The sequence below is a fragment of the Flavobacterium tyrosinilyticum genome (assembly GCF_023656565.1).
Taxonomy (GTDB): Bacteria; Bacteroidota; Bacteroidia; order Flavobacteriales; family Flavobacteriaceae; genus Flavobacterium; species Flavobacterium tyrosinilyticum.
On record NZ_JAMOKG010000001.1, the window covers coordinates 303,787 to 325,955 of the forward strand.

The 22,169-nt window shown below is 34.3% G+C and carries 23 protein-coding genes; 15 read left to right on the forward strand and 8 right to left on the reverse strand.

Annotation, left to right across the window (positions count from 1 at the left end; all coding sequences use genetic code 11):
- Nucleotides 1-26: 26 nt before the first annotated feature.
- Nucleotides 27-656: a 16S rRNA (guanine(527)-N(7))-methyltransferase RsmG gene (gene rsmG / locus NCC77_RS01385; protein ID WP_250834046.1), complete on the reverse strand. Its 630-nt coding sequence runs from the start codon at nt 654-656 to the stop codon at nt 27-29.
- 107 nt (nt 657-763) lie between these two features.
- Here rsmG and NCC77_RS01390 point away from each other — a divergent pair, with 107 nt between their 5' ends.
- From NCC77_RS01390 to NCC77_RS01425, 8 genes are all read left to right on the forward strand, one after another.
- The gene (locus NCC77_RS01390; protein ID WP_095928544.1) at nt 764-1,861 is read left to right on the forward strand and encodes a fatty acid desaturase family protein; all 1,098 of its coding nucleotides are present in this window, start codon (nt 764-766) and stop codon (nt 1,859-1,861) included.
- 74 nt (nt 1,862-1,935) lie between these two features.
- Nucleotides 1,936-3,126, forward strand: a complete 1,191-nt coding sequence (locus NCC77_RS01395) for a pyridoxal phosphate-dependent aminotransferase (protein WP_250834047.1) — start codon at nt 1,936-1,938, stop codon at nt 3,124-3,126.
- Between the two features lie 136 nt (nt 3,127-3,262).
- The gene (locus tag NCC77_RS01400) at nt 3,263-4,108 is read left to right on the forward strand and encodes a hypothetical protein (RefSeq protein ID WP_250834048.1); all 846 of its coding nucleotides are present in this window, start codon (nt 3,263-3,265) and stop codon (nt 4,106-4,108) included.
- A 118-nt stretch (nt 4,109-4,226) separates the two neighbouring features.
- Nucleotides 4,227-4,682, forward strand: coding sequence for a ferritin-like domain-containing protein (locus NCC77_RS01405; RefSeq protein ID WP_250834049.1), 456 nt, complete (start codon nt 4,227-4,229; stop codon nt 4,680-4,682).
- A 486-nt stretch (nt 4,683-5,168) separates the two neighbouring features.
- Nucleotides 5,169-7,037 carry a peptidase U32 family protein gene (locus tag NCC77_RS01410; RefSeq protein WP_250834050.1) on the forward strand — a complete coding sequence of 623 codons (1,869 nt, stop codon included), beginning with the start codon at nt 5,169-5,171 and terminating at the stop codon, nt 7,035-7,037.
- Between the two features lie 222 nt (nt 7,038-7,259).
- Nucleotides 7,260-8,420 (forward strand): formate-dependent phosphoribosylglycinamide formyltransferase, encoded by a 1,161-nt coding sequence (gene purT / locus NCC77_RS01415; protein WP_250834051.1) that lies wholly within the window; start codon nt 7,260-7,262, stop codon nt 8,418-8,420.
- A gap of 3 nt (nt 8,421-8,423) precedes the next feature.
- A complete protein-coding gene (locus NCC77_RS01420) occupies nt 8,424-8,744 on the forward strand; it encodes a DUF6370 family protein (protein ID WP_250834052.1) in 321 nt (106 codons plus the stop codon).
- Entirely contained in the window at nt 8,744-9,319 is a 576-nt protein-coding gene (locus tag NCC77_RS01425; protein ID WP_073407828.1) for a Crp/Fnr family transcriptional regulator, read from the forward strand. The genes NCC77_RS01420 and NCC77_RS01425 overlap by 1 nt, the downstream gene beginning before the upstream one ends.
- Before the next feature lie 106 nt (nt 9,320-9,425).
- Here the strand turns inward: NCC77_RS01425 and aceA are convergent, their stop codons facing one another.
- Nucleotides 9,426-10,706 (reverse strand): isocitrate lyase, encoded by a 1,281-nt coding sequence (gene aceA / locus NCC77_RS01430; RefSeq protein ID WP_250834053.1) that lies wholly within the window; start codon nt 10,704-10,706, stop codon nt 9,426-9,428.
- 228 nt (nt 10,707-10,934) lie between these two features.
- On the reverse strand, nt 10,935-12,536 hold the full coding sequence (gene aceB / locus NCC77_RS01435; protein ID WP_250834054.1) for a malate synthase A: 1,602 nt from the start codon (nt 12,534-12,536) through the stop codon (nt 10,935-10,937).
- Between the two features lie 210 nt (nt 12,537-12,746).
- On the opposite strand from aceB, the gene NCC77_RS01440 reads away from it, so the two are divergent.
- From NCC77_RS01440 to NCC77_RS01460, 5 genes are all read left to right on the forward strand, one after another.
- Entirely contained in the window at nt 12,747-14,228 is a 1,482-nt protein-coding gene (locus NCC77_RS01440; protein ID WP_250834055.1) for a helix-turn-helix domain-containing protein, read from the forward strand.
- A gap of 6 nt (nt 14,229-14,234) precedes the next feature.
- Nucleotides 14,235-14,594, forward strand: a complete 360-nt coding sequence (locus NCC77_RS01445) for a hypothetical protein (RefSeq protein WP_250834056.1) — start codon at nt 14,235-14,237, stop codon at nt 14,592-14,594.
- Between the two features lie 470 nt (nt 14,595-15,064).
- A complete protein-coding gene (locus tag NCC77_RS01450) occupies nt 15,065-15,781 on the forward strand; it encodes a pirin family protein (protein ID WP_250834057.1) in 717 nt (238 codons plus the stop codon).
- 164 nt (nt 15,782-15,945) lie between these two features.
- On the forward strand, nt 15,946-16,176 hold the full coding sequence (locus NCC77_RS01455; protein WP_250834058.1) for a (4Fe-4S)-binding protein: 231 nt from the start codon (nt 15,946-15,948) through the stop codon (nt 16,174-16,176).
- 289 nt (nt 16,177-16,465) lie between these two features.
- A complete protein-coding gene (locus NCC77_RS01460) occupies nt 16,466-16,999 on the forward strand; it encodes a YceI family protein (RefSeq protein WP_073407833.1) in 534 nt (177 codons plus the stop codon).
- 157 nt (nt 17,000-17,156) lie between these two features.
- Here NCC77_RS01460 and NCC77_RS01465 read toward each other — a convergent pair whose 3' ends face one another.
- Nucleotides 17,157-18,017, reverse strand: a complete 861-nt coding sequence (locus tag NCC77_RS01465) for a helix-turn-helix domain-containing protein (RefSeq protein WP_250834059.1) — start codon at nt 18,015-18,017, stop codon at nt 17,157-17,159.
- Nucleotides 18,018-18,195: 178 nt separating this feature from the next.
- Between NCC77_RS01465 and NCC77_RS01470 the strand changes: the two genes are divergently transcribed.
- Together NCC77_RS01470 and fabD are read left to right on the forward strand one after the other, a co-directional pair.
- Nucleotides 18,196-18,558: a DUF983 domain-containing protein gene (locus NCC77_RS01470; RefSeq protein WP_250834060.1), complete on the forward strand. Its 363-nt coding sequence runs from the start codon at nt 18,196-18,198 to the stop codon at nt 18,556-18,558.
- A gap of 71 nt (nt 18,559-18,629) precedes the next feature.
- Nucleotides 18,630-19,502 (forward strand): ACP S-malonyltransferase, encoded by an 873-nt coding sequence (gene fabD / locus NCC77_RS01475; protein WP_250834061.1) that lies wholly within the window; start codon nt 18,630-18,632, stop codon nt 19,500-19,502.
- Nucleotides 19,503-19,585: 83 nt separating this feature from the next.
- Here the strand turns inward: fabD and NCC77_RS01480 are convergent, their stop codons facing one another.
- The 4 genes from NCC77_RS01480 to galE all read right to left on the reverse strand — a co-directional run bounded on the left by NCC77_RS01480 (nt 19,586) and on the right by galE (nt 22,139).
- On the reverse strand, nt 19,586-19,912 hold the full coding sequence (locus NCC77_RS01480; RefSeq protein ID WP_250834062.1) for a hypothetical protein: 327 nt from the start codon (nt 19,910-19,912) through the stop codon (nt 19,586-19,588).
- Nucleotides 19,897-20,088: a hypothetical protein gene (locus NCC77_RS01485; protein WP_250834063.1), complete on the reverse strand. Its 192-nt coding sequence runs from the start codon at nt 20,086-20,088 to the stop codon at nt 19,897-19,899. Before NCC77_RS01485 ends, NCC77_RS01480 begins: the two co-directional genes overlap by 16 nt.
- Before the next feature lie 51 nt (nt 20,089-20,139).
- Nucleotides 20,140-21,045: a DMT family transporter gene (locus tag NCC77_RS01490; protein ID WP_250834064.1), complete on the reverse strand. Its 906-nt coding sequence runs from the start codon at nt 21,043-21,045 to the stop codon at nt 20,140-20,142.
- Nucleotides 21,046-21,122: 77 nt separating this feature from the next.
- Nucleotides 21,123-22,139, reverse strand: a complete 1,017-nt coding sequence (galE, locus tag NCC77_RS01495; protein WP_250834065.1) for a UDP-glucose 4-epimerase GalE — start codon at nt 22,137-22,139, stop codon at nt 21,123-21,125.
- Nucleotides 22,140-22,169: the final 30 nt, after the last annotated feature.

Here is a 22,169-nt window from a genome sequence, read left to right on the forward strand (position 1 = left end):
TCTTTCCGGTTTTTTTTTATATCAAACTAAGGCTTAAATTTTAAAGGAAGATGAACCACTTTTTTAGTTTCAAAAAACTCATCCTCAAATATTGCTGCTAAATCATACAAAGTGGCATTCGGAAAATCTTTTAATTCTTCTGTTAAATCGCCACCTTTTAAATATAGGATTCCATTTTTTAAAAGATGCTTGTGTTGCTTTTTGATTTTATCTTTAATCCAAGAAACAAAATCTGGCATATTGGTCACTGCACGGCTAACGATAAAATCGAAATCACCTTTTACCAATTCGGCACGTTTTTGTTCCGCTTTAACGTTCTTTAATTCTAACGCATCTACAACTCCCTGCACTACTTTTATTTTTTTGGCAATCACATCAATCAAATAAAAACGAGTTTCAGGAAATAGAATCGCTAACGGAATGCCCGGAAAACCACCCCCAGTTCCAACATCTAAAACTGTCGCTCCAGGCTCAAATTTCATAATCTTAGCAATTCCTAACGAATGCAAAATATGTTTTGTGTATAAAGAATCAATGTCTTTGCGCGAAATGACGTTGATTTTTTCATTCCAATCGTGATATAATAAGTCTAATTTTTGAAACTGTTCGATTTGAAGATCGGTCAAATTGGGAAAATATTTCAATATCTCATCCATTGCTGTAAATTTTTAACAAAAGTACTACTTTACGATTGAAATATTTAACTCAATTTTGCAAATTGAGAATTTATAATAATTACCTTTGAAATCTATTTAAAACAATTATGAATAACACGGCTCCAACTTTTGCAAGGCAAGACAATTTGAAGTTCTTCAGAACGCTTAACTCTCGGGTAAACAATTACTTCAAAGAAAACAATATCAAAAAAACCGGAAACTGGAAATTACACTTAAAAGCCGTTATTCTATTTGCAGTTTTTTTAACTCCATACTTTTTAATTCTTACACTTGACATGCCGTTTTGGGTAATGCTGCTTTTATCTATCGTAATTGGTATTGGAATGGCTGGTGTTGGAATGAACGTAATGCACGATGGTAATCACGGTTCTTATTCGACTAAAAGCTGGATTAATAAATTTATGGGAGGAACAATTTATGTTCTTGCCGGAAATGTTTACAACTGGCAGGTACAGCACAATGTCTTGCATCATACTTACACCAATATCCCTGGTCACGACGAAGATCTGGATGCAGGAAGAATTATCCGTTTTACGGAACATGCAGAATGGCATAGTTTTCACCGTTTTCAGCATTACTATTCTGTTTTCTTGTATGGTTTATTAACTTTTAATTGGGCCATCACTACTGATTTTAAGCAGATGAGAAATTATCTGAAAAGAAAATTGTCTTACGGTGAACCAAAAAGCCCAAAAATTCTTTGGACAACCCTAATTATTACTAAAGTTATTTATATCTCTATTTGGATCGTTTTGCCAATGGTAATTGGAATTACGTGGTGGAAAGTTCTTCTTGGATTTTTCGTAATGCATTATACTGCCGGATTAATTTTAAGTATTGTATTTCAGTTAGCACACGTTGTAGATCATACTACAAATCCTTCTCCAAATGAATTGGGAGAAATGGACAACACCTGGGCTGTTCACCAATTGTATACTACAACTAATTTTGCACCAAAAAATGCAATCGTAAACTGGTATACAGGTGGATTAAATCATCAAATCGAACATCATATTTTCCCGAATATTAGTCACATTCACTATGGTAAAATTGCAAAAATTGTAAAGGAAACTGCCAAAGAATGTAATTTACCCTATTACGAATACAAAACAATGGGAAGTGCTATTGTAGCTCACTTCAAACATTTACGTGATTTGGGAATGAAACCTGAATTATCTGTTTAAACTAAAAAAAATCTATTAATAATTAACCTTCCTTAATTTTGCTACGCCAATTAAGGACATTCAAAATTTTTATAATGAATCATATTCTTTCGGACAGAATCAACAATCTTGCAACTTCGCAGACATTAGCAATGGCCGCTTTGGCAAGAGAATTAAAAGCACAAGGAAAAGACATTATCAGCTTAAGTTTAGGTGAGCCAGATTTCAATACGCCAGACTTTATTAAAGAAGCAGTAATAAAAGCAGTAAACGAAAATTATAGCACTTATTCTCCAGTAGAAGGTTACCTTGAATTGAGAGAGGCAATTTGCAGAAAATTCAAAAGAGACAACGATTTAGATTATAAACCATCACAAATCGTAGTTTCTACAGGAGCAAAACAATCTTTATACAACATTGCACAAGTAATGTTAAACGATGGAGACGAAGTTATTTTACCAGCTCCATACTGGGTTTCTTATTTCGAAATCGTAAAACTTTCTGGAGGAGTTCCTGTTGAAGTTCCAACATCAGTAGATACTGATTTCAAAATTACTCCAGAGCAATTAGAAGCTGCAATCACACCAAAAACAAAAATGATGTGGTTTTCTTCTCCATGTAATCCTTCTGGATCTGTTTACAGCAGAGAAGAATTAACAGCATTGGCAAAAGTTTTAGAAAAACACCCAAATATTTACGTAGTTGCAGATGAAATCTATGAGCATATCAATTTCTCAGGAACTTTCTGCAGTATCGGTTCAATTCCGGGAATGTTCGAAAAAACAATTACTGTAAACGGAGTTGCAAAAGCATTTGCAATGACAGGATACAGAATTGGGTACATCGGAGCTCCTGAATTTATCGCAAAAGCGTGTACTAAAATTCAAGGACAAGTAACTTCTGGTGCAAATTCTGTAGCACAAAGAGCTACCATTACAGCCGTAGATGCTGATCCAAGCGTATTAAACGAAATGGTTCAAGCTTTCCACGGTCGTAGAGATTTAGTGGTTGGATTATTAAAAGAAATTCCAGGAGTAAAAATCAACGTTCCGGAAGGTGCATTTTATGTATTCCCAGACGTTTCTTCTTTCTTCGGAAAAACTTTAAAAGGAACTGAAATCAAAGATGCAAACGATGTTTCGATGTATCTTTTAGCTGAGGCAAACGTTGCTACAGTAACAGGAGACGCTTTCGGAAATCCAAACTGTATTCGTTTCTCTTACGCAACAAGCAACGACATTTTAAAAGAAGCTTTACGCAGAATCAAAGAAGCTTTGACTGCATAACAATATTCTAAGTTTTTATAAAAACGGCTTAAGGTTCAAAAGTTTCATCACTTTTATACTTTAAGCTGTTTTTTTTGCAAACAAAACAAATGTAAGTTTTTATTTATATTTTTGTGCCGTAAAAAAAAATAAAATTATGGGAACCTGGTCTGCTAAAATTGAAGATGATGATACTTTTTTGGATATTTATGATGAGTTTTTTAATTTGTATAATTTAGAAAACGAACCTCTAGAAATAAAAGAAAAACTTAGATTAGAATATACTCTTCCACGAACGGAGCATCTTTTCTGGCTTGCATTAGCAAAAGCTTTTTGGGAGTGTCAGCAAGAAGATCTTGAAATAAATAAACATATAGATGAATTAATTAGCAATAAAAAAGATCTTGAAATTTGCAAAGATTTAGGTTTTGACCAATCATTTATACAACAACGGGAAAAAGAGTTACAAAAGTTTTTAAAGAAAATTTCTATTAGAAAAACAAAACCAAAAATCCGAAAAAAAATACAACAACCTCTTTTCGAAACTGGTCAAATATGGACCTTTTCTTATAACTCAATTTTCTATTCATTTATAGTTCTTGCGGAATTAAAAAATATCTACGGACAAAATTTAATTGGTTTACTTAACTATAACAAATCTACAGAACCAAAATTGGAAGATTTAAAAGACAAACAGATTTTTTATTATGAAGTTGACGCATTTGTTAAAAGTGAAGAACCTAGTTTTTTGATTTTTAAAGACAATGATGAAGTTTACAGTGCAACCATATTAGTCATAGATAGAGATAATTTTCCTGTAAAAAATTTAAAACAAAACTTTAAACTTATAGATAAAATTAAAATTAATATCTCATTAAATCATAAAGATCAATATTATCATCATTGCGGAAATGGATTACTCCCATTGATTCAAAAAAGCTTTAATTCTAAACAAATATTAGATGATTCATCTTTTAAAATAGATTTGACCAATCTTAATTAAAAAATATATTACAAAATTCCCATTCCACAATATTATAAAACCCCAAATGTAATCCTGTAAAACATTCCATTCTAGAAGTCCCCATCTTTGTAATGTATTAATTTAAAAACTATTAGTCATGATACATACAGATGAAACCACACAAGAAGCAGTTAAAACTTTAGAAGGATTAATTTCAATCCTTGAAGACGGAAAATTAGGATATACAGATGCAGCTGAACATATAGAGAATCCTGCAATGAAAACTGATTTCCTTGAATATGCCCGCGAACGCGCTTTATTTATTGTAGAACTACAAAATCAAATCAATAAACTAGGAAAATCTACAGACAACTCAGGAGGAGGACCACTAGGAGCTTTACACCGAGTTTGGATCGATATTAAATCGGCATTTACTGGCGGCGACACAGAAGCCATTATAAACGCTTGTATTACAGGTGAAGAAGCTGCTGTTGAAAAATACAAAAAAGCACTAGAAGAAAATCATTTAGAGCACGATCAGATCTACATTGTTTCTAAACAATTAAATAGTATCCAAAATACTTTATCGCAAATTAAAATGAGAGCAAGCTAAACGATTCATGCTTTTTTTTTTGAAAACCGCTCGGTCTTCGGATTGGGCGGTTTTTTTGTTTTTTTAATAGAAATTCTTGATGCAAAAGAAGAAAAAAAAAAAATACTCTTATAAATCCTAAAAAAAAAACATTCATCTTTGTGAATATCAAAATCAGTTCATGGGAAAAATTATAGGAATAATTATTCTAATTTTTGGAATTAGATTTGCTTACAAATTTTCAGATATAGGAAGAAAAACACCGACAATAAAACATAGTAATAAATCAGATACTTTTTTTATAATAATATTCATTTTCATGATAATTGCAGCTGGGATTAGTTCTTTATTCCATTAATACTACAATTAAGAGAGTTCTAATTATCATCATTCCATATTTAGTTAACAATTTCAAAAAAATCGCTTCATCACTAGCAAACTCGAATAATTTATTAGACCTTTGCACACTTTTTTTCGGGAATACCACAAAAGTCTAAAGTTTTAGAAATGAAGAAGAAAATCGAAATATTAGCTCCTGCTAGAGATTTAATTGGAGGAATCGCCGCCATAAACAGTGGCGCTGATGCTGTATATATTGGTGCGCCACAGTTTGGTGCACGTTCTAACGCCAACAATTCTATTGAAGATGTGGCAGAATTGGTAAAATACGCACACTTATTTAACGCACAGGTTTTTGTGGTTATGAATACCATTTTATACGACAATGAATTAGAAACTTGTCGCGCTATGATTTGGGAATTATACGATATTGGTGTCGACGCCCTGATCATTCAGGATATGGCGATTATGGAAATGGACTTGCCTCCTATCGTACTTCACGCCAGTACACAAGCCAATAATCGTGACGCAGATAAAATTAAATTCCTAAAAGATGCCGGAATCAAACGTGTTGTTTTAGCACGTGAATTAAACTTGCATCAAATTAAAACAATATACGACCACGCTGATGTTGAACTAGAGTTTTTCGTAACCGGAGCTTTATGTGTTTCTTTTAGCGGAAACTGTTATATGAGTGTGGCCAACGGAGAACGTAGCGCCAATCGTGGTTCTTGCGCGCAAAACTGCCGTTTACCTTATAACCTAATCGATGGAAACGGAGATACTTTAATCAGAAACAGTCACTTGCTTTCGATTAAAGATTTAGATGTTTCAGATCAGATTCCGAATTTGATTGAAGCTGGAATCGTTTCTTTCAAAATCGAAGGAAGATTAAAAGACGTTGCTTATGTTAAAAATAACGTATCTTATTTACGTCAAAAACTAGACAGCTATTTAGAAGGAAGCGATAAATACATTAAAGCCTCTTCAGGAAAATGCACGTATACTTTTGATTCTACTTTAAGCAGAACTTTCAACCGTGGTTATACCGATTATTTCGTAAACGAAAGACACAGTTCTATTGGTTCTTGGGAAAGCCCAAAATCAAAAGGACAATATATTGGTAAATTAATTAGAACTATTGGAAACGCTTACGAAATCGAAAACGGCGAATTATTGAACAACGGTGACGGACTTTGCTTTATCAACGAAAATAATGAAGCTGACGGAATCTACGTAAACAAAGCCGAAAACGGAAAAGTATACCCAAACGTTCTGAAAGAAATTAAAGACGGAACTTTCATTTATAGAAATAACGACGCTGCTTTCATCAAAATTGTTGAAAGAGAAGACAGTGCAATTCGTAAAATCGGAACAACTTTATTGCTTACAGAAAACGAAAACGGTTTTGAATTAATTGCAACCGACGAAGATGGAAATGTAAGTACAGTAAAATTAGAGCACCCGAAAGAACAAACGAAAACAGGCGAATCAATCGAAGAAAACATAAAAGTTCAATTAGCCAAAACAGGTTTTACGCCTTACAGCGCTGATGAAATCAATGTAATGTTCACTGAAAACTGGTTCCTTCCTATTTCAAAAATCAACGAAATGAGAAGAAATGTTTTCGAACAATTATCAGAAATTCGTTTGGCAAATTACGTTCGCGAAGAACATCAATTGGTAAAAACGTCACATCCGTATCCAGAAACCAAACTGGATTTCATGTACAATGTTTCGAACAAAACCGCTCGTAAATTCTACGAACGTCACGGTGTAACCGAAATTGAAAAAGCTTTCGAATTACAATGGGATCCAGGAAAATCTCGTGTAATGACAACCAAATATTGCATCAAATACGAGTTAAAAAAATGCCCAATTCACCAAAAAGATATAGTGGGTGTTAAAGTAAAAGAACCTTTGGTTTTAAAACAAGGCGAGCTTGAATACAAACTAAAATTCAACTGCAAACCATGCGAAATGGAAATCTGGGAAAAAGATGCTGAATTTGAGATTGAAGAAGATCATTTTCACTAAAAAAGTTTAACCGCAAAGGACGCAAAGTTTACGCAAGGTTCGCAAAGATTTTAAAATATCTTTGCGAACCTTTTCTTTTACTTAAAAACTTGACCTTGCGTTCTTCGCGTAATTCTTTGCGCTCTTTGCGGTTAAATTAATTTGCAAAATCAGCGCGAGAACTTTGCGGTTAAAAAAAGCTTTTTCCCTACTTTTACTACTCAAACAATACAACACTCCAAAATGAAAATACTACTCCTAGGTTCAGGCGAATTAGGCAAAGAATTTGTCATTGCCGCACAACGAATCGGACAAACCATAATTGCAGTTGACAGTTACGAAAACGCACCAGCCATGCAGGTTGCGCACGGATTTGAAGTCATCAACATGCTTGACGGTGACGCACTTGACCGAATCGTAGCCAAACACCAACCCGATTTTATCGTTCCCGAGATAGAAGCTATACGCACCGAACGTTTTTACGATTACGAAAAACAAGGAATCACCGTTGTTCCTTCAGCGAAAGCGGCAAACTTTACCATGAATCGTAAAGCAATTCGTGATTTAGCAGCAATAGAATTGGGATTACGAACAGCAAAATATCAATACGCAACATCAGCCGAAGAACTGCAAAAAGCCGTTCAGGAAGTTGGAATTCCATGTGTTGTAAAACCATTAATGTCTTCGTCAGGAAAAGGACAATCGACAATCAAAACAGAAAGTGATATCGAGAAAGCATGGCAATATGCTGTTGCAGGTTCGCGTGGCGATGTTATTGAAGTTATTGTAGAAGCTTTTGTAGATTTCCATTCAGAAATTACCCTTTTAACGATTACTCAAAATAACAACCCGACTTTATTTTGTGCTCCAATTGGCCACAGACAAGAAAGAGGTGATTACCAAGAAAGCTGGCAACCGGCTTTGGTATCAGAAAAGGATTTATACGAGGCTCAGGATATGGCCGAAAAAATCACCGAAGCGCTTGGCGGTGCAGGACTTTTTGGCGTTGAGTTTTTCCTGACCAATGAAGGCGTTTATTTCTCTGAACTTTCTCCACGTCCGCATGATACTGGAATGGTAACTTTAGCAGGAACACAGAATTTCAACGAATTTGAACTGCATTTGAGAGCGATTTTAAGTCTTCCGATTTTTGAAATTACTTTAGAAAAAGCTGGAGCAAGCGCCGTAATTTTAGCATCTGAAGATTCTGCAAATCCAACTTTTAGCGGAATCGAAAAAGTAGCAGCTTTACCTAAAACTGATTTCAGGATTTTCGGAAAACCAACTTCTAGACCATATCGAAGAATGGGAGTTGTTTTAAGCCACGATACGCTTTCAACTCCAATTAACGAAGTAATAGAGCGTGCCAAAGAAACGGCAAAATTAATAACTGTAAACTCTTAGAAAATGAAAAATATACTTTTAGCGACTTTCCTTTTTATTGGAATCGCAGTACAGGCACAAGACAAAAAGAAATTTGACAAACCAACAATCGTTGAAGCTTCTTGCGGAGAATGTCAATTTGGAATGAAAGGTAAAAGCTGTGATTTAGCCGTTCGCATTGACGGAAAAAGCTATTTCGTGGACGGAACTACAATTCACGATCACGGAGATGCTCACGCTGAAAAAGGTTTTTGCAATGCAATCAGTAAAGCATTAGTTACAGGAGAAATTAAAGGAGATAGATTTAAAGCAACTTCATTTACTTTAATCGACGATAAAAAATAATGGCATTAATTCTCGAAAACATTGCCAAACACGTTTCTCTGACACCAGAAGAACAGGCGCTTTTTTTATCTAAACTAGAAACGAACACTTACAAAGCCAAAACGCTTTTATTAAACGCCGGCGAAGTCTGCAAACATTCGTATTTTGTAAATTCAGGTATTTTAAGAAGTTTCAATATCAACGACAATATTGTTGAACATGTTTTATCGTTTGCCTGCGAAGGCTGGTGGATGAGCGATATGTACAGCTTTTTTTCACAGAAACCAGGTCAGCTTTTTATTGAAGTTTTGGAAGAAGCAGAAGTCGTTTCTTTATCAAAAGAAAATCAAGAACAATTGTATCTTGAAATTCCGAAACTGGAACGTTTTTTCAGAATTTTAATTGAGAATTCATTAGTTGCGAATCAACAGCGATTAATGGACAATTTGAGTTTACCTGCGGAAGAACGTTTCGAAAAATTCACAAAAAAATACGGAACATTGGTTCACAAAGTTCCTCAAAAACAAATCGCTTCTTTTATTGGTGTAACACCAGAATTCTTCAGCAAAATGAAAGCAAGACTTTTGAAAAAGTAAAATTAAACCATTAAGATATTAAGATTCATTAAGCTAGACTTAATCTTCCTTATTTTTAAGGATATAAAGCTTAACTTTCTTAATATCTTAATGGTAAAAAAAAGAATTAAAATTGCTCAACCTCTGTAGAATGTTCCATTGCGGTTATTGCTGATTTTCCTAACATTACTGTGTTCTGAACGGCATCGAAATACGAAGTTCCCACAAAAGCCTGATGTTTTACCGCTCTGAATCCGTTTTTCTGTAAAGCGAATTCGCGTTCCTGCAATTCAGAATATCCTGCCATTCCTCGCTCTTTATAAGCTCTTGACAATTCGAACATACTCGTATTTAAAGCGTGGAATCCTGCTAAAGTGATGAACTGGAAACTATATCCCATTGCTGCCAAATCTTCTCTGAATGTTTCCATTTCGGCTACTGATAATTTTGCTGCCCAATTGAAAGACGGTGAGCAATTGTAAGCCAGCATTTTATCTGGAAATTCTTTTTTCATTGCTTTTGCAAATTTTCTTGCATAATCCAAATCGGGATTACTGGTTTCCATCCAAATTAAATCTGCATAAGGCGCGTAGCTCAAACCTCTTGCAATTCCCTGCTCTATCCCGTTATTTACATAAAAGAAACCTTCAGGCGTTTTCTCACCCGTTAAAAACTTTCTGTCTCTTGGATCTGCATCGCTCGTTAATAAATTAGCTGCATCAGCATCTGTTCTTGCCACAATTAAAGTTGAAACGCCCATAACATCTGAAGCCAGTCGTGCTGCAATTAGTTTATTGATCGCTTCCTGAGTTGGCACCAAAACCTTTCCACCAAGGTGTCCACACTTTTTAGCAGAACTCAGCTGATCTTCAAAATGAACTCCAGAAGCTCCCGCTTCAATCATAGATTTCATCAATTCGAAAGCATTTAAGTTTCCTCCAAAACCTGCTTCAGCATCAGCTACAATTGGAACTAAATAATCTTTTTTATCTTCAATATTATTTACTGTTTGAATTTGATCGGCACGCAATAAAGCATTGTTGATCTTTTTTACCACCATTGGAACGCTGTTTACAGGATAAAGCGACTGATCTGGATACATTTCTCCCGCCAGATTTGCATCAGCAGCAACCTGCCATCCACTTAAATAAATCGCTTCTAAACCCGCATCGACTTCCTGAATTGCCTGATTTCCAGTCAACGCCCCCAAACCCGCAACATAATCCTGACTTTTTAACTTTCGCCATAATTTTTCTGCACCCATTTTCGCAATAGAATGCTCAATTTTATAAGACCCCTGAAGCGTTACTACTTCGCTTGCGGTGTAAGGACGCTCAACACCTTTCCATCTCGGGTTTGTAATCCAATCGTTAATCAATTCCTGAATTCTGTCTTCTGTTGTTTTCATAATATAGTTTAGTTAAAGTGGTTCGTAAGTATATAGTGTTCAGTTTACAGTTAAAAATGCTCAGTTTTCACTGGACTTATTTTTTTAAACACATAGAAACATAGTTATCCTTTGTGGTTAAAGGCGTTTCACTTGTTTCAACAAACATAGCTATGTGTGAAAAACTAGTTTTTTTCTTTTATCTTTTAATTAAAATCTAAAATCTATGTTTCTATGTGTTTAAATAAATCATAAATATTTGTAACACGGAATCGTCAAGAAATCAACGAAATCAGAGTTTACAACTAATCTTTCCAATACTTTTTCAGCCAATGGAAATTGTTGTTTTTCATGATTTTCTTCGCCTAATTCCTCTTTGATTTTACTGAATTCATCTAAAGCTAATTCATGATAATAAGCCAAATCTAATTTTCGGCCGTTATCCAAAAGCACTTTATTCTGAAGCCATTGCCACAATTGCGATCTTGAAATTTCGGCCGTTGCGGCATCTTCCATCAAATTATGCAATGCGGCAGCGCCTTGTCCGTTCAGCCAGGAAGCCAAATACAAAACTCCAACATTGATATTTTTTCGAACACCATTTTCAGTGATGATTCCAATTGGTGGTTCAATCAAATCGGCTTCTGTAATTTTTCGATGTTCTCTTTTTATATGAATCTGATTTGGAGTTGGCATTCCTTTATCAAAAATCTCTTTTGCAACCGCAACCAAATCGGGATGCGCTACCCAAGTTCCGTCATGACCATTTCGAACTTCACGCTCTTTGTCGGTTTTTACTTTTGCGAAAGCAACTGCATTGGCTTCTTCATTGTTTCGAATCGGAATCTGTGCTGCCATTCCGCCAATCGCATGAATTCCTCTTTTATGACATCTCTGAATTACCAGATTTGAATAGGCATTCATAAAAGGCGAAGTCATATTTACCTGATCGCGATCTGGAACAATGAATTTTGGATTTTTTCTAAACTTCTTGATGTATGAGAAAATATAATCCCAACGTCCACAATTCAAGCCAACAATATGCTCTTTCAATTCGTGAATAATTTCATCCAGCTGAAAACTTGCCGTTATGGTTTCAATTAAAACCGTCACTTTTATCGTTCCTCTTTTCAGTTTCAAATAATCCTCAGTAAAATCAATTACATTATTCCACCAGCGCGCTTCCAGATAATGTTCTAATTTCGGAATGTAGAAATAGGGTCCAGAATTATTTTCTAAAAGTCGTTTATGATTATGAAAAACATACAGTCCAAAATCTACCAAAGAACCCGAAACTTCTTTTCCTTCAATTAAAACATGCTTTTCTGGCAAATGCAAACCTCTTGGGCGAACAATTAACGTTGCAGTTTTTTCATTCAAGTGATACGATTTCTGTTTAACCAAATCAGTAAACGTAATTGTTTTTTTTACTGCATCAATTAAATTCACTTGCCCATCCATAAGGTTTTGCCAAGTTGGCGAAGTACTGTCTTCAAAATCAGCCATAAACGTTTTGGCGCCAGAATTCAAAGCATTGATAATCATTTTACGGTCAACTGGACCAGTAATTTCTACTCTTCGATCCAGTAAATCCTTAGGAATTTCTCCAGCTGTCCAATTACTTTCTCTGATGCTTTTTGTTTCAGGAGTAAAAACGGGCATGATTCCCTGATCAAAAGTGACTTGTTTCTGTTCTCTCTGTAAAAGCAATAATTTTCTTTGCGATTCGAATTTTCTGTGCAATTCGATAATAAACGTAGTCGCTTCTTCTGTCCAGATTTTTGGATAAGCAAGCTTTTTGTCGGCTAGGAATTCTATAGCCATTTCAGTAATCTCTAATTGGTTTTTCATAGCTGCAGATTTTAATTTTTAATTTGACTAAACAGATTTTCTATTTAATCCTTTTCATCGTATCAAAACAACTCAATCATAACTAATTCATAATTAACAAGTTTCAACGATACAATGTTATAAAAAAGTTTTTTACAAAACAAGCGAACGTTCGCTAAATTTTAAAAATATTTTTTTGGCGATTATTTTTAGATTACTTACATTTGGATTATGGATATCGAAAAAGACTATATAAAGCTGATTTTTGGGCTAAAAATGAAACAAGTTCGTACGCAAAAAAACTTGTCTCTTTTTGGCTTAGCCAAACTGACCAATCTTTCAAAATCGTACTTGAACGAAATTGAAAAGGGAAAAAAATATCCAAAAACAGATAAAATTCTGCTTCTCTGTGAGCATTTGGATGTGAATTACGACCAAATGGTGTCTTTAAAACTCGACAACAACCTCGCTCCTATTGGCGAAATCTTGAAATCAGGAATTTTAAAAGAGATTCCGCTCGAGCTTTTCGGGATCCAGGAAGCGGATTTAATTGATATTATTGCCAATGCTCCAGCAAAAGTCAATGCGTTTATTAGTACAATAATCGAAATCGCGCAACACTATAATTTAAGCCGCGAAAGTTTCTTTTTAGCCGCTTTGCGTTCGTATCAGGAAGCGCACAGTAATTATTTTGAGGACTTAGAAGAAAAAGTAATTGCATTTTCAAAGTCGTTTCAAATTAATCTGGATTCTAAAATCAGCGTTGAAGAATTGGAAGCGATTTTAAAAGAGGAATACGAATACAACATTAAAGAAATCGCTTTTACAGATCAGGAAGCTTTGGGCGATTTGCGCTCGATTTATGTTCCAAAAAGTAAAACTTTATTGCTTTCAACCGAATTAGATTCTCCGCAGAAAGCATTTATTTTAGCCAAAGAAATAGCTTATAATTATCTAAAAATATCCGATCGATTACTGACTTTCAGCTGGATTAAGTTTGAAAATTTCGATCAGGTTTTGCACAACTTTTATGCTTCTTATTTTGCCGGCGCTTTATTATTGCCGAGAAAATTGGTTGTCGAGAAAATCAATTCTTTTTTGGAAAATGAAAATCCAAAACCCGAAGAATTTGTTCAATTAATTGAAAGCTTTGAAGTTTCGCCAGAATCGTTTTATCAGCGATTGACCAATTTATTACCAAAAGATTTTCAGCTAAAAAACTTGTTCTTTTTAAGATTATCACATAAAATCAATTCTGATTTTTACCAGATCAATAAAGAGTTGCACATTACACATCAGCAGGAACCGCACGCTAATGAAACCAACGAACATTATTGCAGAAGATGGGTTTCGATAAAAACAATTGACGAAGCGATCAGACAAAACAAATCTCATTTTTTTGATGCACAAATATCGAGTTATGCGAATAGCGGAAACGAATATCTGGTTTTTTCATCGGCTACAAAAGATCCTTTCTTGCATGATACCATCCGAAGTATTTCTGTTGGAATTTTGATCAATCCAGCCATGAAAAAGAAATTCAAATTCATCGACGGAAAACCTTTGGTGAAACGAATTGTTGGTGTAACTTGTGAGACTTGCGCTGTCAAAGATTGCTTAGAAAGAGTTGCCCCACCAATTGTTTTAGAAAGAAAAAAACGCCACGAGAATACAGATGCTGTTGTACAGCAATTTATGAATCAATATAGTTAGAATGCCATGAAATATTTTGCTTTACTCATCACGCTGCTTTTCATTAACTTCAATCAGAAAACAGATAAACTTACTGGCCGATACAATTATTTGATTGAAGACGATAATGCTTATATCCTAAAAGATAAAATTACTTTTAAGGACAGCATTTTTGCTTTTGATAACAAATATTTGCCGAAAGGAAAAGTTTCTTATGGCAATGTAATACTATTGGATAATTTCATTAATACCGATTTGATTATCAGTATTCCAAAGGATCAAATCGAAAAAGATACTATTCCTTTTTTTATGCATGATAAGAAACATCGTGCTATGAATTATCTTGATGTAGTAGTTGGAAAAGGGAAATTGGTTCGGATTAAGTAGTTTTTAATAATCTCGCAAAGACGCTAAGTCGCAAAGATTATTTTTCTTTGAGTGCAATTGTTCAACGCAATCTTGTCATCCTGAGGAACGAAGGATCACACTCGGAACTCGACAAAAATTGACGATTATGTAGGGGAATTTCTTGTGTGATCCTTCGTTCCTCAGGATGACAAACTTTGTGGCTACACTTTGTGTTCAATCGTAAATAAAACTTCTACTGAAAACTAAAACTTCTAAAATAGCCCCGATAGAAGTGGAAATCCTTTTGTGTCTCGTTCCTTTAACGAGACACAAAAGATTGAAACGGATAGCGGGACTAAACGTCTTTTGAAAACGATACTTCTGCTCCCGAAAAAAACTTAGCATCTCAGCCACTTAGAACCTCAGAATCTTTTCTTAATCTACATTAAGTGCTTTTCGTTTACATCGACTGTATCTTTGTACTATCAAAATCAATAAAAGACAAAATCATGGAAAATATAGTATTGCACAAAGCAGACACAAGAGGAAACGCAAATCACGGATGGTTGAACGCTTATCATAGCTTTAGCTTTGCGAGCTGGTACAATCCAGATAGAATTCAGTTTGGAGCGCTTCGTGTTTTGAATGACGATACAATTGCTGCGGGAATGGGATTTGGAACTCACCCTCACGATAATATGGAAATTATTACGATTCCGTTGGAAGGTGATTTGGCTCATAAAGACAGCATGGGAAATACGGAAGTGATCAAAAACGGAGATATTCAGGTAATGAGTGCAGGAACTGGAATTCAGCATAGTGAGTTTAATCCGAATGAAGATCAGCAGACTAAATTGTTGCAGATTTGGTTGTTTCCAAACAAAAGAAATGTTACGCCTCGTTATCAGCAAATTACTTTGGATGTTGCCGATAGACACAATAAATTGTCTCAGGTTTTATCTCCAAATGCAGATGATGAAGGAGTTTGGATTCACCAAGACGCATGGTTCAATATGGGTAATTTCGATTCTGGAATTACGGCCGAATATAAAATCAAAAAAGAAGGAAACGGAGTTTATGCTTTCGTTTTAAAGGGAAATGTAACCATCAACGGTCAGGAATTAAATTCTCGTGATGCAGTTGGAATTTCAGGAACTGATGTTTTAAATATTAAAGCCAATACAGATGCTGAATTTTTATTAATGGACATTCCGATGAATTATTAATTCAAACAAAAACAATTAATACCTGTACTTTGAAACGATAATAAATCTGTAAATCAGATCATTATCGTTTCTTTTTTTGTTCCATTTCAAAAAAGAAAGACTAACTTTATGATAAGAAATTGGTCTGACTTTAAAATTAAAACTAATCCTTAAAATTTTAAACCATGAATCCAAATAACCTAACTAAAGAATACACAAACGGAGAAGTTACGATTGTATGGCAATCTGGAAAATGCATTCATTCTGCCAATTGTGTCAAAAATAATCCAGATGTTTTTCGCCCAAAAGAAAAACCCTGGATTACTCCAGAACAATCTACAACTGAGAAAATAATTTCTACTGTTAATAAATGTCCTTCAGGAGCGCTGACATTTTATATGAATAGCAAAAACTAAGCTTAAGCATTAGTTTTTTTTCGCCACAGATTAAAAGGATTAAATTGATTTTTTTCGCCACGTCTCGAGCGATAGCGAACAGGCGTAGCAATTGCTCGAAATAAATTGAATTGAAACTTGTGGAAATTCGTGGCAATATTTCTTTTAATCCTATTAATCTGTGTAATCTGTGGCAAAAACAATTACATTTTTCATTTCTTAATCTAGGTTAAGTGCTCCAGGACAACTGTCACCGTAACTTTGTCCTATCAAAATGAAACAAATTAATTATTTAAAAAAAAATAAAATTATGGCAACTACAAAATGGTCAATTGACCCAACTCACTCAGAAATTGGTTTTAAAGTTAAACACATGATGTTTACAAATGTTTCAGGAAAATTCGGAACTTATGATGCTTCTGCAATTACAGAAGGAGAAAGTTTTGATAATGCAGATTTCAGTTTTTCTGCTGATATTGCTTCAGTAGACACTGCAAATGCTGATCGTGACGGACATTTAAGAAGCGGTGATTTCTTTGACGCTGAAAATCACCCGAAATTAACTTTCAAATCTTCTGCTTTCAAAAAAATCAATGATGGTGAATATGAATTAACTGGAGATTTAGACATTAAAGGTGTTTCTAAAACAGTAAAATTCCCAGTTGAATTTAGCGGAATCATGACTGATCCTTGGGGAAATACAAAAGTAGGTTTAAGCATAGAAGGAAAAATTAATCGTAAAGATTGGGGTTTAAATTGGAACTCAGCTCTTGAAACAGGTGGTGTTTTGGTAGGTGAAGAAGTTCGTTTGAACATTGAATTACAATTTGTAAAACAAGCCTAATACTTATAATAGGTTTTAATTTGGTTGGTTAAAATCCTGTACCTTCTCGGGGTACAGGATTTTTTGCTTTTAGGAACGGGGCTTCGACTTCGCTCAGCCTGACAATCGTATTCTTAAAGATATCATATGTCAGGCTGAGCGAAGTCGAAGCCACTTCTTACTTTACATTTCTAAATTCAGTCGGCGACATTCCGGTTTGTTTTTTGAAGAAGCGGGAGAAATATGAATAATCTTCGTAACCGACTTTGAATGCTACTTCATTTACAGCTAATTGTTTGTCGATCAGCATTCTTTTTATTTCCAAAATCACTCGGTCTGTAATTACTTCTGTGGCTGTTTTTTGGAGAATTTCGTTACAGATTCTGTTTAAATGCTTCAACGTAATATTTAGTTTTTCTGCATAAAATGAAGGCAGTTTCTCTGTTCTGAAATATTCTTCTAAAAGCGATTCAAACGTATTGATTTTAATATTGTAAGAATGGGTTTGATGCGAATACGTTTCGCCATATTTTCTAGCGACTTCAATATGAATGCAATCCAATAAATTCAATAATTTGTCTAATTGATATTTATTAGCTTGACTATTTTCTTGAATCAACAAATCGAAATAAGGTAGGATTTTCGGGATTTCCTTTTCTTCAAAAACCATCTCGGGACGGTTTTGAATGGAATGGTAAAAATTGTAATCGTTGATTTTTTTCTGTCCGAAATACAGATTATACAATTCCTGTGAAAAGATAATAACGAAACCTTCAATATCTTCCGATAAATTCCAATGGTGCATTTGCCCAGGTTGAAGCACAAAAAGACTTCCTCTTTTGATTTCGAATTGATCAAAATCGACTTCATGCAATCCCGAGCCATTTGTAAAAAAGACCATTAAATAGGAATCGTGGCGATGCGGTTCTTCTACAAAACTGTGACTTTTTAAATGCTCCGTAAAAGTATTGACATAGAAATCGCGGTGAATATCGTTACAGCTAAAATTCTGAACACTATAAATGGGATATTTTTTCATAAATAAGTATTATTTATTTTTTTGATTATAAAAATCACCGTTTCCATTTTGTAATTTGGAATTTGTTTTTTGAAAATTTAAATCAAAATGTCTTTATTGTGCTATAATAAGCGAAGATACTAAAAAGACTTTTATAATGCTCTGAATTACCTTTGTATAAACAAAAATTAACAATATCATGTCAAGCGCATTAACTCATATTTTAAAAAACGAATGTCCTGTTTGTCATAAAGGAAAAGTTTTTACAGACAAAAATATTTTTCTGAATTTCAGTTTTCCGAAAATGAATGAATACTGCAGCCACTGCAATTATAAGTTTCAAAAAGAGCCTGGTTATTTCTTTGGTGCTATGTATGTAAACTACGGATTAACAGTTGCTCAAGGAATTGCAACCTATTGTATTGCTCAGTATTTTTTCGAAACAAACTTCGATTTAAGAATCCTTCCTATTATTGCTGTGGTTATTACTTTACTGACTCCTTTTAATCTTAGATTTTCAAGATTAGCATGGATTTATATGTTTAAGAGATATACGAGCTAAAAAAAATAGTACTTTTGCCTTTCAATTGAAACTAATTTTCAATCAAAAAAAATAAAAAACAAATTAGACAAATGAAAGCATACGTATTTCCGGGTCAAGGAGCGCAATTCACAGGAATGGGTAAAGACGTTTATGAAAATTCGGCTTTAGCCAAAGAATTATTCGAAAAAGCAAATGAAATTCTAGGTTTCAGAATTACAGATATCATGTTTGAAGGTACTGCCGAAGAACTAAAAGAAACTAAAGTAACGCAACCAGCTGTATTTTTGCACTCTGTTATTTTAGCTAAAACTTTAGAAGATTTCAAACCGGAAATGGTTGCAGGGCATTCATTAGGAGAATTTTCAGCTTTGGTTGCTAACGGAACTTTATCTTTTGAAGATGGTCTTAAATTAGTTTCTCAGCGTGCTTTGGCAATGCAAAAAGCTTGCGAAATTACTCCATCAACAATGGCTGCTGTTTTAGGTTTGGCCGATAATGTTGTAGAAGAAGTTTGTGCTTCTATCGATGGTGTTGTGGTTGCTGCTAACTATAACTGCCCAGGACAATTAGTTATTTCTGGTGAAACTACTGCTGTTGAAAAAGCTTGCGAAGCTATGAAAGCTGCTGGAGCAAAACGTGCTTTGATTTTACCTGTTGGAGGTGCTTTTCACTCTCCAATGATGGAGCCAGCAAGAGAAGAATTGGCTGCCGCAATTGAAGCAACTACTTTCTCTGCTCCAATCTGTCCTGTGTATCAAAACGTAACTGCAAATGCGGTTTCTGATGCTAATGAAATTAAAAAGAATTTAATCATTCAATTGACTGCTCCTGTAAAATGGACTCAGTCTGTACAGCAAATGATCGCTGATGGCGCTACTTTGTTTACTGAAGTTGGTCCTGGAAAAGTATTAACTGGTTTGATTAATAAAATTGACAAAGAAGCTGCTGTTGCGAATGCTTAATTAGTATTCAGTTTTTAGTGATCAGTTAAAAACTATACTTATAAAAAATCCTCATGAACAGATTGTTTATGAGGATTTTTGCTTTATAGCTCTTTTGCTTCTTCGCTGTAATTATTTAGAATTCCGGTAATCAAATAATTTTGATTTCTTTTTTCGAAAAATATATACCAAGTTGTTCTCGCATTAGATTTATAAAAGATATAATTTAAACCTAAATATTGAAGAGGTTTTGGAGTTTTCTTATGAGGAGATTTTTTTATTCTTTCGGGAACAACATCATAAATAGCATCTACATATTCTTCGGCTGATTCTATAAAACCAAAGTATTCTTTTTTATACAAGATTAAAACCAAATTATCAAGATAACTAATTACTGATGGAGTAAAAACAACTTCTATTTCCCCCACCATTCTCTAATTCTCCTTTTCGATTCTGCTTTTGCTTCCTCCGGCGTTAATCCTTTTGCAAATTCAGCATCAAAATCAAAAGTTTCACGATCTATACCTTTAAATTTTGGTTTTTGAACTTCATATTCAACCGCAGGTTCTTCAACCTTGTTCTTTTTATTTTCTTTATCCGAACCCATTATTCCTACATTTTAATTCTTACAAATTTACAAAATAAAATGAATCAAATTTTATAAAACTTTCTTTTCCTTCTTCTTGTAATTTACAATAAAAACACCGAGAATAATTAAAGCTGTAGCAATAATAAAATCTATTGTAATCACTTCGTCTAAAAGCAGCCAGCCTAGAAAAACTGCAATTATCGTATTGATGTACGATAAAATAGAAACCTGCACTGCTGTAACATGTTTCAGAGCGTAATTATAGCTAAAAAAAGCAATTACAGACCCGAAAATCGACAAATACAATGCTGCTAAAATACTTTTAGAACTCCATAAACTCACATCAATATTGGGCGAAAAAATAAATGCTAAAACAATCTGAATGCACGAAGCCATTGTAAACTGGTAAAATAAATTAAGAATTATATTTTTAGATTTATTCCCATGAAGTTTGGTATAAATTGTTCCACCAGCCCAAGCCAATATCGCAAATCCCATGAACATCATTCCGGTTCTATAATCAGCATCTAAAAAGGATCCGAGGCCGTCTTTAAAAATAAAAACCACCCCTGAAAATCCAATAATTACACCTATAAATCCTCTTAAACTCATTTTTTGTAGTCCAAACATAATGCTACCTAGAAAAATAAGTATCGGAGACAAGGCGCTTATCACAGATGCTAATCCGCTAGGTACAGTCTGCTCGGCTATGGTTGTAAACCCATTTGCTATTACAATCATTAACACAGAAGGAACGAGCTGATGTTTTAAATTCTCCCATCCAATCCATTTTAACTCTTTCTTAAACAATAAAATTGTCATCATGATCAATCCTGCTAATCCCTGACGAATTGAAGTTACAAACCAAGGCGGAATCGTTTCAACTGCAACGCGAATTCCTAAAAAGGTTGTTCCCCAGATAATTCCAACTGCTGCAAGAGCAAAAATTAATTTATAATCTAAATTTTGTTTCATAAAAATGCTTTAAAAAAAAGTCCCAAACTATATTACTATAATCTGGGACTTTAAAAAATTATAATCTTATTAAAAAATTACTTATTCCTTACTTTTTGTTCCCATTCCCAGGCGCTTGCCATCGCTTTATCAAGACTTAGTTCAGCCTTCCATCCTAAGACGTTATTTGCCTTATCTGTATTTGCGTAAGCTTCAGTAATATCACCTTCGCGGCGAGGCATCATCTTATAAGGCAGTTTTTTACCGCTGACTTTTTCAAAACTATGAATCACTTCAAGAACAGAACTTCCCTTTCCAGTTCCTAAATTGAAGGTTTCAACTTTTGCTAAATTCTTTTTATTTAACAAACGTTGTAAAGCAATGACATGGGCTTTTGCCAAATCAACAACGTGAATATAATCACGAACTGCGGTTCCGTCTGGAGTTGGATAATCATTACCAAAAACAGATAATTCCTGGCGCATTCCTACACCTGTTTGTGTAATAAATGGAACTAGATTTTGAGGAACTCCTAACGGTAATTCGCCAATCTGCACAGATTCGTGAGCTCCAACTGGATTAAAATAACGCAATAAAATCGCACTGATATTGGTAACTTTTGCGGTGTCTGTGATAATTTCTTCTCCGATCTGTTTTGTGTTTCCGTAAGGAGACATTGCCAACTGAACCGGAGCATCTTCTGTAATTGGCATTTTTTCGGCTTGACCGTAAACGGTACAAGACGAGCTAAAAATAAAACTTGCTTCAGGTTTTTGCTGTAATTCCTGTAAAAGATAAATTAAACTGCTAATGTTGTTTTCATAATACAACAAAGGCTGTTCAACACTTTCGCCCACTGCTTTTGAAGCCGCAAAATGAATTACCCCAGTAACATCATTATGTTTTTTAAAAAAATCCTGCACTGCAGTCTTTTCTCTTAAATCTAATTTTTCAAATAAAGGTGTTTTCCCTGTAATTGCTGTAATTCCATTTAAAACATCTTCTGAAGAATTGGAAAGGTTATCAATAATCACTACTTCGAAGCCTTCATTTTGCAATTCGACTACGGTGTGAGATCCAATAAATCCTAATCCTCCTGTTACTAATACTTTCATTTGGTGGTTGTTTGTAGTTATATTTTGGCT